At 48.4% G+C, this 14,990-nt stretch carries 11 protein-coding genes, 1 tRNA gene and 1 pseudogene; all 13 read left to right on the forward strand.

Translation table 11 applies throughout. The features are described from left to right. The first annotated feature begins 124 nt into the window (after window positions 1-124). The 13 genes and pseudogenes from HGT71_RS12085 to HGT71_RS12140 all read left to right on the forward strand — a co-directional run bounded on the left by HGT71_RS12085 (window position 125) and on the right by HGT71_RS12140 (window position 14,983). Window positions 125-201, forward strand: a tRNA-Arg gene (locus HGT71_RS12085). Window positions 202-344: 143 nt separating this feature from the next. Continuing rightward, window positions 345-1,946: a glutamate--cysteine ligase gene (gshA, locus tag HGT71_RS12090; protein ID WP_214218037.1), complete on the forward strand. Its 1,602-nt coding sequence runs from the start codon at window positions 345-347 to the stop codon at window positions 1,944-1,946. 154 nt (window positions 1,947-2,100) lie between these two features. Continuing rightward, entirely contained in the window at window positions 2,101-2,616 is a 516-nt protein-coding gene (gene luxS / locus HGT71_RS12095) for an S-ribosylhomocysteine lyase (protein WP_092675735.1), read from the forward strand. Between the two features lie 198 nt (window positions 2,617-2,814). After that, a complete protein-coding gene (locus HGT71_RS12100) occupies window positions 2,815-4,965 on the forward strand; it encodes an SdrD B-like domain-containing protein (RefSeq protein ID WP_214218038.1) in 2,151 nt (716 codons plus the stop codon). 30 nt (window positions 4,966-4,995) lie between these two features. Then, window positions 4,996-7,896 carry an Ig-like domain-containing protein gene (locus HGT71_RS12105; RefSeq protein ID WP_214218039.1) on the forward strand — a complete coding sequence of 967 codons (2,901 nt, stop codon included), beginning with the start codon at window positions 4,996-4,998 and terminating at the stop codon, window positions 7,894-7,896. A gap of 45 nt (window positions 7,897-7,941) precedes the next feature. Next, the gene (locus HGT71_RS12110; RefSeq protein WP_214218040.1) at window positions 7,942-12,117 is read left to right on the forward strand and encodes an RHS repeat-associated core domain-containing protein; all 4,176 of its coding nucleotides are present in this window, start codon (window positions 7,942-7,944) and stop codon (window positions 12,115-12,117) included. Then, window positions 12,114-12,575, forward strand: coding sequence for a DUF4279 domain-containing protein (locus HGT71_RS12115; RefSeq protein WP_244986514.1), 462 nt, complete (start codon window positions 12,114-12,116; stop codon window positions 12,573-12,575). The genes HGT71_RS12110 and HGT71_RS12115 overlap by 4 nt, the downstream gene beginning before the upstream one ends. A gap of 106 nt (window positions 12,576-12,681) precedes the next feature. Continuing rightward, window positions 12,682-12,828: a hypothetical protein gene (locus HGT71_RS12120; RefSeq protein WP_214218041.1), complete on the forward strand. Its 147-nt coding sequence runs from the start codon at window positions 12,682-12,684 to the stop codon at window positions 12,826-12,828. Continuing rightward, window positions 12,828-13,292 carry a DUF4279 domain-containing protein gene (locus HGT71_RS12125; protein WP_214218042.1) on the forward strand — a complete coding sequence of 155 codons (465 nt, stop codon included), beginning with the start codon at window positions 12,828-12,830 and terminating at the stop codon, window positions 13,290-13,292. Before HGT71_RS12120 ends, HGT71_RS12125 begins: the two co-directional genes overlap by 1 nt. A gap of 61 nt (window positions 13,293-13,353) precedes the next feature. Then, a pseudogene (locus HGT71_RS15905) lies at window positions 13,354-13,482 on the forward strand (RHS repeat-associated core domain-containing protein); the annotation flags it as partial. A 42-nt stretch (window positions 13,483-13,524) separates the two neighbouring features. Continuing rightward, on the forward strand, window positions 13,525-13,785 hold the full coding sequence (locus HGT71_RS15865) for a hypothetical protein (RefSeq protein WP_244986515.1): 261 nt from the start codon (window positions 13,525-13,527) through the stop codon (window positions 13,783-13,785). Window positions 13,786-14,019: 234 nt separating this feature from the next. Beyond that, entirely contained in the window at window positions 14,020-14,520 is a 501-nt protein-coding gene (locus tag HGT71_RS12135; RefSeq protein WP_214218043.1) for a hypothetical protein, read from the forward strand. A gap of 226 nt (window positions 14,521-14,746) precedes the next feature. Next, entirely contained in the window at window positions 14,747-14,983 is a 237-nt protein-coding gene (locus tag HGT71_RS12140) for a DUF2171 domain-containing protein (protein ID WP_048912534.1), read from the forward strand. Window positions 14,984-14,990 lie beyond the last annotated feature (7 nt).

A 14,990-nucleotide genomic window follows, 5' to 3' on the forward strand; every position in this document is an offset into this window, starting at 1 on the left:
CATCCGTAGCTCAGCTGGATAGAGTACTCGGCTACGAACCGAGCGGTCGGAGGTTCGAATCCTCCCGGATGCACCATTACTCGTGTAGTTCCCCAGGCTATAACTCGCATTACCCCCATACTCTGCATCCGTAGCTCAGCTGGATAGAGTACTCGGCTACGAACCGAGCGGTCGGAGGTTCGAATCCTCCCGGATGCACCATTCGCTTTTCTTCCCTAAATGCATAATCTTTATTAAATAATTCAATTGTTCTGCGCTAAGATAGCTTTTTACTGCCATAGCATCTAAGGTTTACTCATGTCCGCGACAACTTGCCGACAATCGGCTAGAGTATTGTCTGACTAATGATTGAATTAAAAAGACTTTCACCATGGGAGGTGTCAGTGTTACCTGACGTTACTAACGCGTTACGCTGGCTACAACAACAGCCACAGCTCTTAACCGGGATTGGACGAGGCATTGAGCGGGAATCGCTGCGTGTTCGGGCTGACGGCTCATTATCAGAACAAGGCCATCCTAAAGCGCTTGGATCAGCACTGACCCACGATTGGATAATTACTGATTTTGCCGAATCATTAATGGAATTTGTTACACCTGTCGATCGCGATATCCCTCATCTACTGACCTTTTTGCGTGACTTGCATAGACATGTGGCGAAGAATATTGGCGACGAGCGGTTATGGCCATTTAGTATTCCAGGCACCATCACTGATACGGAAACTATTGCCTTAGCCAATTACGGCTCCTCAAATCTCGGTAAAATGAAGCACATCTACCGCCAAGGTCTTAAACACCGCTACGGCTCGTTGATGCAGGTCATCTCCGGTATTCATTATAATTTCTCCTTACCCGTTGCTTTCTGGGAAGCGAGAGCGCTTGCCAACAATGACACTCGACCAGTACAAGCGATCGCTTCTGAAGGCTATCTTCGCATTATTCGTAACTACTACCGTTTCGGCTGGATAATCCCTTACCTGTTTGGCGCTTCGCCAGCGGTTTGCGAAAGCTTTTTGGGTGATAATCCTGTATTGAACACCATGGAAAGCGATGGACAAGGGTCTCGTTGGTTCCCTTATGCAACATCGCTACGGCTTAGCGACTTGGGGTATACCAATAAATCGCAAAGCGGATTAGAAATCTCTTTTAACTCTTTAGAGGAATACGTGGCCGGTCTTAAAAAAGCGATAGCCACGCCTTCAGAATCTTACGAGAAAATGGGATTGTTCGATGATCAGCAGCGTCGTATTCAACTGAATACTAATGTCTTACAGATTGAGAACGAACTCTACGCGCCTATCCGCCCTAAACGTGTCATTCGTCGTGGTGAAGCCCCTTCGGATGCATTAAAGCGTGGGGGGATTGAGTATATTGAAGTGCGTTCGTTGGATATCAATCCTTTCTCTGCCACCGGCATTAGCGAAGAGCAGGTACGTTTTCTCGATCTATTCTTGATCTGGTGTGCCTTGATTGATTCACCTGAGATGGATCAAGCTCAGCTTAGCTTTGTTAAGGGCAATTGGAACACTGTTATTTTAGAAGGGCGTAAACCAGGCCTCACACTAAAAGCAGAGTGTGGACAGCAGGACTTCTCGCTGCAAGAGGCTGGATTAGCCCTATTTGATGGATTAGCCTCGATTGCGAAGATTCTGGATCAGGGAACAGAGACGGCTTATCAGACGACTTGCCAGACATTACGTGGCATGATTACCGATCCTGAGACGACTTATTCAGGTAAAATATTAAGTATCATTAAGCAAGAAGGGTTTATTGGTAGTGGGATAACCTTGGCAGAGAATTACCGTCAAGCATTACTACAGGAACCTTTGGAAATCCTGAACGACGATATTTTTGCCGAAAAGGCCGCTGAGTCGATTATTGAGCAGCAGAATATTGAAGCGAGCGATACGCTCTCGTTTGAGGAATATCTTGCTTCTCGCAAGGGATAGGCGAATAGCAGACAAGAAAAAGGCCACTTCATTGTGGCCGAATAACATCTTAGTTGTCAGGATGATGATAACAAATGCGCGTCTTTCATAGATTAAGACGTCGTGTGATGTAAAAAGTTCATCAAATCGAAAATTTTTTTTAGCGAGGTGAAATATGCCGTTATTGGATAGCTTTACAGTAGACCACACCCGTATGGCTGCGCCTGCAGTACGTGTGGCCAAGACCATGAATACCCCACATGGCGATACCATCACCGTATTCGACCTCCGTTTCTGTATTCCTAATAAAGAAGTGATGCCTGAGCGCGGTATCCATACCTTAGAACACCTCTTTGCCGGCTTTATGCGTAACCACTTAAACGGTGACGGTGTGGAAATCATCGACATTTCGCCTATGGGATGCCGTACAGGCTTCTATATGAGCCTAATCGGTACGCCAGCGGAGCAACGCGTGGCCACGGCATGGAAAGCGGCGATGGAAGACGTATTGAAAGTTCAGGACCAAAAGAAAATTCCTGAGTTGAACGAATACCAATGCGGGACCTACGAAATGCACTCCCTCAGCGAAGCGCAAGATATTGCTCGTCATATCATCTCTCATGATGTAAGAGTCAATCACAATCAAGAACTAGAGCTTCCTCCAGAAACGCTAAAAGAACTGGAAATCTAATCGTCTTCACCTGATGCTTAGTAAGCGAACCGCGATCGGAACTTAACCGACTCGCGGTTTTTTTTTATAATGGCGATCACAAATGGGGTAAAAGATTTTAATAGTGTCTGTGCTTAGCCTGCTTAATATGCTTTATAGATAACATTGTGCAAGGAATGCACAAATTATCGGTGTCATGTACACCCCAGGAGCGCAAGGATGCCCGTAGAACCTCGAATCACCCGCCTATTACCTGTTTTTTACACTATTGTCGTTATCTCTCTAATGAGTTTCTGCTCCGTTGCCCGGGCGACAGAAGCCCAGTGCGCAGAGATAAGGTTCAGCTTAAGCCAACAAGCTTCTTTCGAGCGCCAAGCGTTTGACGCCCGACTGACCTTACATAATGCCAGTCCACTCCCCCTGACCGACGTGAAGGTCGATTTACAGTTCTTAGACAGCCAACTGCAGCCCGTTCAGGCTTCAACACTCAGCTTATCGAGTCAGGCGAGCTTCTTTTATCAGTTACTTGAACCAAAGCCTGAACCCTCCACCGTTACCGCTCAGCAGAGCACTACGCTTCATTGGCAAATCATTCCAACGCGCGGCGCGGCATTGCGTACCTACACTCAGTACCATCTAGCGGCGAAAGTCAGCTATACCCAAGGTGATCGTCGGGAAGAACTCGACGTCAAGCCCGTGATGATTACCGTGAAACCCCTGCCCGAACTGAGCGTTGATTATTTCCTGCCTCACGAGGTCTACGGAGACGACCCTTTCACCGACGAAATTGAGCCTCCCGTTCCCTTTATGCTTGGTGTACGGGTAATAAACACTGGGGCCAGCCCTTCTGTCGCGACGACCATTGAATCGGCGCAACCGATTATTCGAGAAAATAAACAGCACCTCCTCACGCAGTGGAAACTCTTAGCCACCCAGGTTGGCACCCAGCCAGCTGAACGGCGTATGCAGTTAAATTTGGGTGATATCGAACCCGATAAGGCTCGTGTCGGCCGTTGGTTGATGACCTCCCAGCTCTCCGGAAAATTTACTGATTTTATTGCCACTATTCGCCATGGTGAGGCACTTGGCGGCGAGCTCACCTCATTAATCAAGCAGACCCGTCACTGGGCGCTGTTGCACGATGTACAGGATACGCGCGCAGGGCGAGACGATATTCTCGATTTTCTGGTGATTAAAGGGGATGGACTGCATCTCTTTGCGTCGGAAGGGGGCGATGCAGCGGTCAGCGATGTATCGCTCGCCACGACAACGCGGCGTAACGACCAGTATCTCACCCTCTCTCTGCCCGCGAGTTCCCAGTTTCGTTACGTAAAAATAACTGACCCTTGGAAGGGGAAAAAAGCGTTATTTACCGCTTATCGTGGCGATGGCGAGATCTTACCTAGGGCGAATGTCTGGTTATCAAAAACGCGCAATGAACAGCGGCAATGGCAGCACAGTATTAACCTCTTCTTGGCCCCCGGTGGCCAAGAGAAGATTATTATCCAACTTTCTTCGCCACCACCAGCGAACAGCGCCAGTCTTACCGGCAAAGTTTTTTACGACACAAATACTAATGGATTGGTGGATAAAGGGGAGCGTGGTGTGGCGCAGCTACCGATCACATTGGAGGGTATTGATAGTCAGGGGCGGCAATGGCAACAACGGATGAAAACCGATAGGGCTGGGCAGTTTAGTTTCGATAAATTACTCTCAGGGACTTGGCGCGTTCACACCGGGTATCTTAACGGCTTTGTCGACGGAAAATCGTCGCCAGGCAGCGCCAGCGGCCATGCCGTGGCAGGTGAGATTCGCGATATCGCGTTATCAGCGGGTGAAAAAGTCACGCAATTATTATTCGCCAAACAGGCCGCGGATCAACCAGACCTTGGGCGAGCTGATCTTGAGGCGAAATGGCTCTTTCCTCCCATTATGGCACAGAGCTATCAGCCTTGGGTCGCCATGCTAGTAGTGAGTAATCGCTCCTCACAACCCGCCACAGATGTGCGCGTTCACCTACCTTGGCCGACACGCAGTATCACGCCGCAAAAAAGCCGAAGCTGGTCGATCACTCAGGGCGTACTTGCCGCGGAGTCGAGCCGCTGGCAGAGGGGCGAATGGCACATTGGTGATATGGCGGCTACTAGCCAAAGGGTACTGGTGGTAGAAGGCATTATGCGCCTTAGCGCTCGACCGCAAAGCGTCAACTTCTTCGCTCAGGTCGGTAGTCAGAGTCTCGACGATAATCTTAACAATAATGTTGCCCAGCGTTTAATCGTGGTCAGCGAACGTCAACCGAATAGTCCTCTTAACTTCGATATGAATCAATGGATTGAACAGCAGTTAGCGGAGCTAACCCGCAAAGGCTAGCGCAAAATCGTAATATTCAGGAAGAACATTATGCATAGAGTAGCAGGAAGGACGAGGGCGATTGGTGTTTGCTTACATCGTTTGGCGGTAGCGTGGGTGTTATACGGGGCACTCGGGGTAGCTCCGGCGTTTTCTGTCGTGAAATCTGTGGAATTTGGCAACTACAATGCTGTCGCTAATATCCCAATCGGCTTTAATTTTAGCTATTACGGAAAATCCTTAGATAGGGTTGTAATCAACCGCTACGGCGTCTTAAGTATAGAATCCAATCAGTATGCGCACGAATACAATAATTATCCGCTTCCTTATCGCTATAGCGGACTGTACGTTTTTTGGGATTACCTACGGGCTTCTCAGGGTATTCCTAAGGGTGGAGTCTATTATGAAACGCAAGGTGTCGCCCCTCACCGTCAATTTATCGTGCAGTTGAGCCATTTCAATGCGGGACTAGGTGCTCGGCCTATCGGGGATTTCCAAGTTATTCTGGATGAGCAGTCGAACAGCATTAAGTACCAATACCGTAATCCGCAGGGCAGTGCGACGGTCGGTCGTGATGCAACGATTGGTATTCAAGGCCCGAACCAACAATTTATTCAGATTGGCTATCACGACGAGTACGTGGTGGACGATCAGCAAGCCATACTCTTTACCCCGATACGCGATACGCTTGACTACCGCGTCGATAAACAGGCTGACTTCTCCTTTATCGATCTGACTCTCGCGGCCCCGCCGACGGGGCATTTTCTTCTCCCTCAAGGGAAGGAAGTAGTGGGGGATCAGGTTGCGATTGAAGTTGAAACAGAGACCGATGACCTGCAACAGATTGTCTCGGTAGACTTTTTTATCAATGAACAATGGCTTGCACGGCAGTCAGCCGCCCCGTGGCGAACAACCTGGTCGACCACCACCTACCGACAAGGCCAGCACTCGCTCACAGCGGTGATAACCAATCGTGATAACCGCACCACAACACTGACCAAAGCGGTACAGTTAACCAAAGTCATACCGAACAATAGGCCATCCTACTTCGCAGAGATCACTGGCCTATCACCATCAGTCGCCTGGCAATCCGGTCAGTCGATCACTATAGAAGGAAGGGCAAGGACGGTAGATGGCAAGCTACCCGCCAAACAGCAGCCCTTAATTTTGCATCTTCGTCGTAACGAGCAGACACGTTCGTTTCCTCTAACCAGTGATGCCGTAGGGAATTTTCACACTTCATTTGTCCCTAAGTTCAGTGATTACGGAGAGTGGCAGGTAGCGGTCACGCATCCCGATGATAAGGCGGTCCGCTTTCAGCCAGGAAAAGCATTTCGTGTTGAACCCCTATTACTAAGTTCAATAGAGCAAGACGTGACGGTCAGTGATAGCGAACCGTTGGTTATCACCAGTGAAGTGACCGCTGCGACAGCGGTTAAAGGGTTACGTTGGGTGCTGCGGGCTGAAGATCAACCGAGTGAGCGATTACCTAGCGGGGTGAGCTTAGGCAAAACGTCAGCCATCGATATCGCGGCGGGCAAGCAGGCTGCGCTGACTACCGAACTGACGATTTTGCCCTCGGCAGGGCGTCGAGGGCAGGTTACCCTCACGGCACTAAGTCCGTTATCTGCAAGCCACTCTCGTGGCCAACTACGAATCAACTGGCAGCGGGTGCCGGATAAAGCCCAATTAGGCTTTACACCCCAACGCCTAGCAATCGGGCTAAAGAGGGGTAGCCTTCATACCGAGACCCTGCAGTTAACAAACCTCGGCAGTCGACCTGCCGAGCAGCTAGGGTTGGCTTTAGTGGATGAACAGGGGCAACCGGCACCCGACTGGATTTTTTTCTCATCGCCGACCGCTCTGGGCGCTCTAGCCCAAGGGCAAAGTCGGTTAGTGGAGTTAACGGCGCAACCCCCGATGTCCGTTAATGAGGGCGATTATCGATTTCGCGTACTGGTCAAGGGCGAGCAACAAGTCGAGATCTCCCTCCCCGTTCAGCTGGCGATAAGTCAGCAAGGGCAGTCGCAATTATCCTTTCATCTTAGCGACATCTATACCGCCACGCGGGATGAAGGTGGGAAAGTTATCTCCGGTATCAATGGGGCAGCGATCGTCTTACAAAATGAGGCCGTGCTAAGTCAAATATGGACACTAACGAGTAACGAACAGGGAGAGGCCACCGTTAAGGGGCTACCGCCGGGCACTTACCTTTGGCGGATCAGTGCCGATCGGCATCAAAGCCGTCAGGGCAGAATAGTCGTGGCACCCGGGGAGAACCAACAGTCTGTTTTCCTCGATTACCAAACGATCACGGTGGATTTTGAGGTGAAACCGACGACGATAAAGGATCGTTATGATATCGAGCTAAACACGACCTTTCGCACCGATGTACCGGCCCCGGTGGTTATTATCAGTCCCGCGGCCATAAACTTAGCGGGATTAGCCCCCGGTTCAGAACAACGTGGCCAGCTTACCCTTTCCAATCACGGCCTGATAGCGGCCGAGAATATTCAGATAAAACTGCCAACCTCTGATGCTCGCTTCAGCTACCACTTTACGCAGACGCTACCCAAGACGCTGTCACCCGGTGAGCAACTCACCTTGGATTATCAGGTTATCGCTCGACCGCTCCAGCTCTTTAGAACTCAGCCGCTACCACGAAGCCAGACATTGGGCAGCGCATCCTGCGCCGGCTATCAGGCACCAGTGGCAGTGGGGTGGCAGAGTCTCTGCGCAAGCGGCCAAACGGTGGCGCAACAAAGCCATGCACTGTTTTATGCCCTAACCGGAACAGATTGCCACCTGGGTGCTCGGGAGCTATTTGGGGCAGGTGGGGGAAATTATCTCGGCTGGTTACCTGCTGGTAGCACTATTTTGACTTCGGGGTGCGCAGCGGACTGTGACTCTACCTGTTGTCACCCACAAGGAAAGATGGCTGGGGATAGGTAATCCTCGAACGGCTCTTACGCCCACGGCGAATGCAAGGATGCATACATGTTAACAAATTTTAGAATTACCCTCGCTCGCAGCATATTCCGCACACTTATCCTGTTGTGGGGGATGATATTCACGCCCGGGGTGAGTGCCAATAGCCCGATCTTACAAGGGTTCGCTTCACGGGTAGCGGCGCAAGTCACCCTACCCAACACCGAGTACCAAGAAGCTACGGTCGACCTAAGCGTTAAAATCTTGGGCGGAGAGCTGGTACTGACGCGGGCTTGGGTAAACAGCCAATGGATCATCAATCCAAGTTGGGCAGCACTACGCATTCAGGGGCGTGGTCATGACCAACAACCGCTACAGATCATCCGTGCAGGCACCGTCTATCGCTTAGATCCGCAAGCTAAGCAGTACGGTGCAGGAAGCTCGACCCTGCGTCGCAGTGAGAAAGGTTGGCAATGGCAAGATCGCCAAGGCAACTGGATTGACTACGATACCGCTGGTCGTATCACTCAGTATGGTAATAAACACCTGACCTTGGCTACGTTCCAATTCGATGATAGCGGCCGGCGGATAGCCGTTCAAGATAATCATGGTCAGGTTATTTATCGCTTTCAGTACGATGAGCAAGAACAGTTAGTCGCGGTCAGTGATCTGACGGGTCGCACCGTCGGCTATCAGTGGCAGGGCAACCAACTGCGCAGTGTTACGGATGTCGAAGGGCACCTTTGGCGTTACCAATACGACGACAACGGCCAGCTCAGCAAGCGTATCGATCCCGATGGCGGTGTGATGACGCTGCACTATGACAATAGGGCTATTGCGCCAAGAACGGCGATGCTCAGCGGTCAGGAAACCACCGGAAAGATTGAATCCTTATCGCCAAGTAAGCGGATATTATCCTCGCGCGCACACATCAGCAAAGTTATCGATAAATCCGGTGCGATCACCACTTGGCAGCGCCATGCGTTACAGGCTAACGGCGGCTGGCGAGTCGAGAAAATGGGACCGGACGGTGCCGTTGAACGCCAGGATTTCGACCGCCAAGGGCGCTTAACTGAAGTAACGCTTAACGGTCAGGTCATCACCCGTTTGGCTCGCCTGGATAATTTTACGCAAGAGATCACCGATGAAGGCGGAGAGATCACACGGCTGCGTTACGATAGCGCTCAACGTATTCAGCAGATTATCTCGCCAGAAGGTAAAACCGCTTCATTTACTTATGACCCGAGTCATGGTCGCCTGAATCGCTATCGAGACAACGCAGGGATTGCGACCGAGTTTAGTTACGATGACCAGGGTAATCTGCTCACGATGACCCTCGCGGCGGGCACGCCAGAGCGCTATCGCCTCGCCTGGCGTTACGACGCCTACGGTCAGCCAATCGGGATCCTGGAGGGGGAGGGAGACTCGCTTCGCCAATCGGTCATCACCTATGATCGCCAAGGCAATCCACTTACCCTAACCCAACAAGGTAAGCGTCAATACCAGTTCGACTACAACGTCGAGGGGCGGGTCACCGCCATGATCGATCCACTGGGCCAGCGTTGGCTCTATCGTTACAGTGCTGGTGGGCAGCTGCTACAGGCCACCGATCCGTTACAACAACATACCCGCTATCACTATGACGCGCTCAGTCGAGTCACCGCTATCGTCGATCCCTTAGGGCATCAATCGACCTACCTTTGGCAGCGCTCACCGCAAGGTTACCGTCTGCAGCTGACCGACGAAAAGAATCAGGCATGGCGTTACGAGTTCGATGCGCTCGAGAGACTGGTTAAGAGCGTCTCGCCGCAAGGTAACGAAACGACTCAAGACTTCACTCTTAACGGGCAACTGAGTCGACTCACCGAACCGAGCGGTGATACCCATACCTTTGAATATGGTGCAGGCAGCCCTGATCAAGGACGTTTAATCCGCTACACCAGCCCGGTCAATCAAGAGCAGTACCACTATACCGCAAGCGGGCTACCTTCAAGCATCACCCTATTGCCCCGCTTGGTGCAGCGTATTCATTATACCGCGCAAGACTTACCGGGGATTATTGAGGATACCGCAGGGCGTAAAGCGATACACGAATACAACGCCCTTGGGGCGCTGACCCGCTATATCGACCATCTGGGTGCTGAGACCCGTTATCGTTATCAGCCTCACGGCGAGCTGGCTAACGTTACGACGCCAGCGGGGCAGCAGTTTACCTTCGAGCATGATGCTTTCGGTGATCTGCTAACAGAAAGCCGACCTTCAGGGAACCATTATCAGTATCAGTACGACCTCGCCGGACAGCTCACTGCGCAACAAGATAAGCTGGGTAATCGAATCACCTATCGTTACGACGCTGCGGGACAATTAATTGCCGCGCACTATTTTGCGCCGCATCAGGTTAAGCCAGAACAGACGATTGATTATGGCTACGATGCAGCGGGTAACTTGATAGAGGTTAAACAACGCGGTAAGACCGAAAGCCACTACGTTTTTACCTACGATGCACGCGGACAACTCCTCACTGAAACCCTGCATTATGGTAATGAACACCATGCAGTGCGCACCCAATTACAGTACCGATATACAGCAGATGGGCGGCGCCAGTCGTTAACCTATCCGGATAACAGCGTACTGGCGTTTCGCTGGCAAAACGACCGATTGGCCGAGGTGATTTTACCTAATGGCCAGCACGAACGCCGCAAGGTATGGCAGTGGTACCAGCCGACCGCAATCCAGCGGCCGGGCAGCGAACAGGCGCTAAGCTTCGATGCGCTGATGCGACCGCAGATAATTACGCTAAGCGTTAATAATCAGGTCGTCGAGCGCCAGCAGTATCGGTACGACGATGCCGGGAATATTACCCAGCAAATTCGTAATGACCAGGCAACCCGCTACCAATACGATGCCGAGGACAGGCTGACCTCGATGCGCCATGCGCGGGGTGCGGTGCAGCGCTATGACTACGATGCACAGGGAAATCGTACCGTCCTCAGCGACGAGTCAGGCGCGTGGCGCTATAACGATAAACAGCAGCTAGTCAAACGGGGCAGCGGTCCCACCGAAGTCACCTATCGTTGGGGCGTAACGGGGGAACTGTTAGAAGAAACTCGCCCCCAAGCCACAACGACCTATCAATACAATGCGGCCAATCAATTAGTCACCGTCAGCCGTAATCACCAAGTTCTTGCTGAATATCACTATGATGCGTTTGGTCGGCGGATCGGTAAGTGGGTCGGTGGTGCTCAACAATGGTTTGTCTACAGTCCAGAGGGGCTTTTAGCCCAACTTGACGGCCATGGCCAGATGCAACAGGCATGGGGCTGGGAGCCGGATACGGTTTACGGCAGCAAACCGCTATGGCAGGCCGATCTTGGGCCGAAGGCCACCCTTAACACCGCGAAGATTGCTTGGCTACACACCGATAACACCGGTACGCCACTGATCGCCCTCGATGATCAGGGGAATAGAGTATGGCAGGGAACCCGCGATCCCTTTGCCGCTGTCATCCCTAGCGCTGAGAGTAAGATAACGGTGAATTTGCGCTACGCTGGGCAATATGCCGATGCCGAAACCGGGCTTTACTATAATGGTTCGCGCTATTATGACCCACTCACCGGACGATACCTACAACCCGATCCCTTAGGGCTTAGCGGCGGCCTAAACAGCTATACCTATGCCCTTAATAACCCCTTAAGTTATATCGACCCTGAGGGGCAGTTCCCGATCCTAGCATTGGCTGGGCCGATAGCTCGAACAATCGGCAGCTTGGCTATAGGGATGGCTGTAGATCATTTGATCTCTTATCTTCCCGATAACGATTGTGATCCGTGGTTAAGCCCAAGAAACTGGGCGCGGGGAATTAATTATGCCATCTCAGCCGGCGCTACGGCAAAAGGGATTTGGTCAGGCTATAAAGTATGGAAGGGGTGGGGGAAAAGACCATCAAAATATGGATGGACTAAGTGGGATGAATTACTTATACCCGTTCCAAAGAGTGTTGGAGCAAAAGGTAGGAAACCTGTAGTTTTACAAACAGGAGGAAGAACGATTGAACAACGTACGGCTAATGAGCTAAACAAATATTTCGGAAGAAATATAAATAGAAGAGAGTGGGGAAGAGCTTTAGAATCGCTTAAAAGAAGGAATAATCTCAGAAATGATGACCATGGTCGTATACTGGACAATGGTGATTATATTGGGATCCAGGGAAATATTATTGATAACATTGAGGACTACTTACATTGAGCAGTTTAAAAGGGCGGAGAACTGAAATTTCAAGCGATTATCCTAGTTGTAAGGAGTGTTATGCGACGCTTGTAATCTATCCCAGACTACTTCATCCAGAAGTTATTAGCGAAATATTGGGTATTACTCCGACCCGACAAAATGTTCTCGGTGAAAAAATCACTAACAGCCAAGGTAGAACAAGAGAAATAGAAAAATCTGGTTGGTTCCTTTCAACAGAGAATATCGTTTTTTCTAAGGATCTGCGCGATCATTTAGACTGGTTACTAAATAAAATTGAACCCTCATGTAATGTCATAGAAAAACTACAGTGTGGAAATGAAGCGATAATGGCTATAAGTTGTGTTTGGCACTCGCTGGTAGGTCATGGTGGCCCAGTTTTATGGCCAGAGCAAATGAAAAGAATGAGTGATTTAAACATGGAGTTTGGCTTAGACTTATTATTCTTTGAAGATTAAACTTTTGCATTTCTACGTGATTGATTTTTTAAATTTAAATTCAAATTTATTAAAATATTTTTTAGTTGTATTTAATTTAAAATCTAGATTATTGAGGTAGAGATAAATGGAAATGGAAGATTGGGTAAAAGCGCTGTTATTATTTAAAGAAGAGAAAGGCTTGACTCCCGAGAGCCTTGGGGAAATAAAAGATAATGGAGAGTATATTGATGATAATGGTTTTAATATGGGGAGTATCGAGGATTTCTTATAATGAAATATACAGAAACCTATAGAACACCGGTGAATAAAAATTATAGTAGTTGTTACGAATGTTACGCAATTCTTTTAATTTACCCCGCAGATATTCATCCAGATGAAATAACTAAATTACTGGATCAAAAACCAACTTTATGCTTGGTTTTTGGCGATGAATTTACTAATGTTAGAGGTATGATTCGGAAGGTTAAGTGTTCTATATGGGAATTATCTTCAAATGATTTTATGGAATCTAGGGATATACGCGATCACATAGATTGGCTCTTGGATAAAATTGAGCCAAGAAGTAAAGAGTTAAAAGAGTTACAAGAAAATCCAGACTTAACTATGTGTATTTATTGCACTTGGAGAGCGAAAAGAGGGTACGGTGGGCCAGTGTTATGGCCATCGCAAATGAAACGGATGAGTGATTTGAATCTAGAATGTAGCTTTGACGCGTATTTTTTCACAGAGGATTGATGATATTAATCTTTTATCCTTTATATACTAATTATGGCTAGGCCAGTATGCCGAAACCGGGCTCTATTATAACGGTTCGCGCTATTACGACCCAGTCACCGGACGATACCTACAACCCGATCCCTTAGGGCTTAGCGGCGGATTAAATAGTTACGTCTACGCTCTCAATAATCCCTTAAGCTATATCGACCCCGAAGGGCAGTTCCCGTTGATAGCGGTACAGTCCAAGCCGATGGCTTATTTAGTCGGCGGCTGGGCAGCTGGCGAGGCCATAGATTATTTAATCTCTTATCTGCCGGATAACGAGTGCAATCCGTTATTAAGCCCGCAACGCTGGGCAAATGCGATGACTTATGCCGTGGGGATTGACGTAACGCATAAAGGGATTAGGTCAGGATATAAGGTATGGAAGTTATCTTTTAGTAAAATAAGGATTATGATTAAATCAGCTAAATTACCCTATAAAAATACTACCACCGTCGGGCATGCTTAATCGAAGCATTCAGGACGGTATCCTGAGACCTGGGGTAAAATGCATGAACTATTCAACTTTGGGATGCTCAGGGAATGACGCATCTAAGAGATATTATCCGTGCGCCGGGATATTTTAAGAGAATTAAAACGCAGAAAGGGGTTTTATTTATAGAGAAAAGACTACCTGATGGGCGTGGGGGCAGGTTGAATATGGATGGCACTTTCAAGGGTTTTATAGATTAAGGAATGAAGTATGAATGAAATGTATGAATTATTATTTGAAGGTGTAGATAAAACCGATCTTTTTCCAATGTTAGAGTTCATTTTATCTAAAACAAAGAGCCATAGTGAGTTTACAACAATGGGCTTCCCTGTTGACGTTTATCATGAGAAAACAGATAAGGAAGTAGTGGAATTCATAACTAAACTTGAAGGTGGGTGCATATTTATAAAGCGATTAACTGATTTGAGAGTTAGCGATACATCAACAATAAGTAATCTAGCATTAAGGATAGTTAAATATCAGGATTTATTCGATATTGATATGGTTTTTAATTACTCTGATATTAGTGTTGGTTTATATTGCTCAGAAAATGAGCGTGTTGAGTGGTTAATGTATAATCTCCAGGGCTTCTCCTATAACATATCAAAAAGATTTAATTTGAAATTATATTGTGCGGGGGTTGAGCCAACTTGTGATGAAGAAATGCGTTATTTCACTAATGAAAAAATCGGGCCTATGATGGCTAGATAACATTAAACAGTACTCCCCTACGCTGGAGGTTAGCGCTTTTAAATTACTGCCGTTATTTCTAACAAATAAGCTTCTCCAATAAAACCCTATTTCTTTAGCACAAAATTATTAAAACTCTAGTCTTTGTAGCTACTATTTTTTTAATTTTTTTTATTTTGATCAGTAAATCCTGTACTATACTTTTTTGAGTGTTCGAAATAATCCCTTTAATAACGAGGACTCTCAAATGGTAACTAAAGCTCAAATCCTAGATCATGCAGAAGTAGTTGATAAGAATGGCGACTTTGTGGGCGTTGTCGACCATTTTGAAAGTGAAGACCAAATCAAGCTGGTTAAAAAAGCACCCAATGCAGACGGCAGCCACCACTTGATCCCGCTAGCATGGGTGACAAGCGTTGACGATAACAAAGTTATCTTGTCTAAAACGCTACAAGAAGTCGAACAAGAGTGGAAAGCAGTCTAAAGATATC

The organism is Rosenbergiella epipactidis (genome assembly GCF_018494055.1).
Lineage (GTDB): Bacteria > Pseudomonadota > Gammaproteobacteria > Enterobacterales > Enterobacteriaceae > Rosenbergiella > Rosenbergiella epipactidis.

Coding starts and splice junctions, on each gene's coding strand:
- gshA (WP_214218037.1), top strand. CDS start 345: ATGATTGAATTAAAAAGACTTTCACCATGGGAGGTGTCAGTGTTACCT.
- luxS (WP_092675735.1), top strand. CDS start 2,101: ATGCCGTTATTGGATAGCTTTACAGTAGACCACACCCGTATGGCTGCG.
- HGT71_RS12100 (WP_214218038.1), top strand. CDS start 2,815: ATGCCCGTAGAACCTCGAATCACCCGCCTATTACCTGTTTTTTACACT.
- HGT71_RS12105 (WP_214218039.1), top strand. CDS start 4,996: ATGCATAGAGTAGCAGGAAGGACGAGGGCGATTGGTGTTTGCTTACAT.
- HGT71_RS12110 (WP_214218040.1), top strand. CDS start 7,942: ATGTTAACAAATTTTAGAATTACCCTCGCTCGCAGCATATTCCGCACA.
- HGT71_RS12120 (WP_214218041.1), top strand. CDS start 12,682: ATGGAAATGGAAGATTGGGTAAAAGCGCTGTTATTATTTAAAGAAGAG.
- HGT71_RS12125 (WP_214218042.1), top strand. CDS start 12,828: ATGAAATATACAGAAACCTATAGAACACCGGTGAATAAAAATTATAGT.
- HGT71_RS15865 (WP_244986515.1), top strand. CDS start 13,525: ATGGCTTATTTAGTCGGCGGCTGGGCAGCTGGCGAGGCCATAGATTAT.
- HGT71_RS12135 (WP_214218043.1), top strand. CDS start 14,020: ATGAATGAAATGTATGAATTATTATTTGAAGGTGTAGATAAAACCGAT.
- HGT71_RS12140 (WP_048912534.1), top strand. CDS start 14,747: ATGGTAACTAAAGCTCAAATCCTAGATCATGCAGAAGTAGTTGATAAG.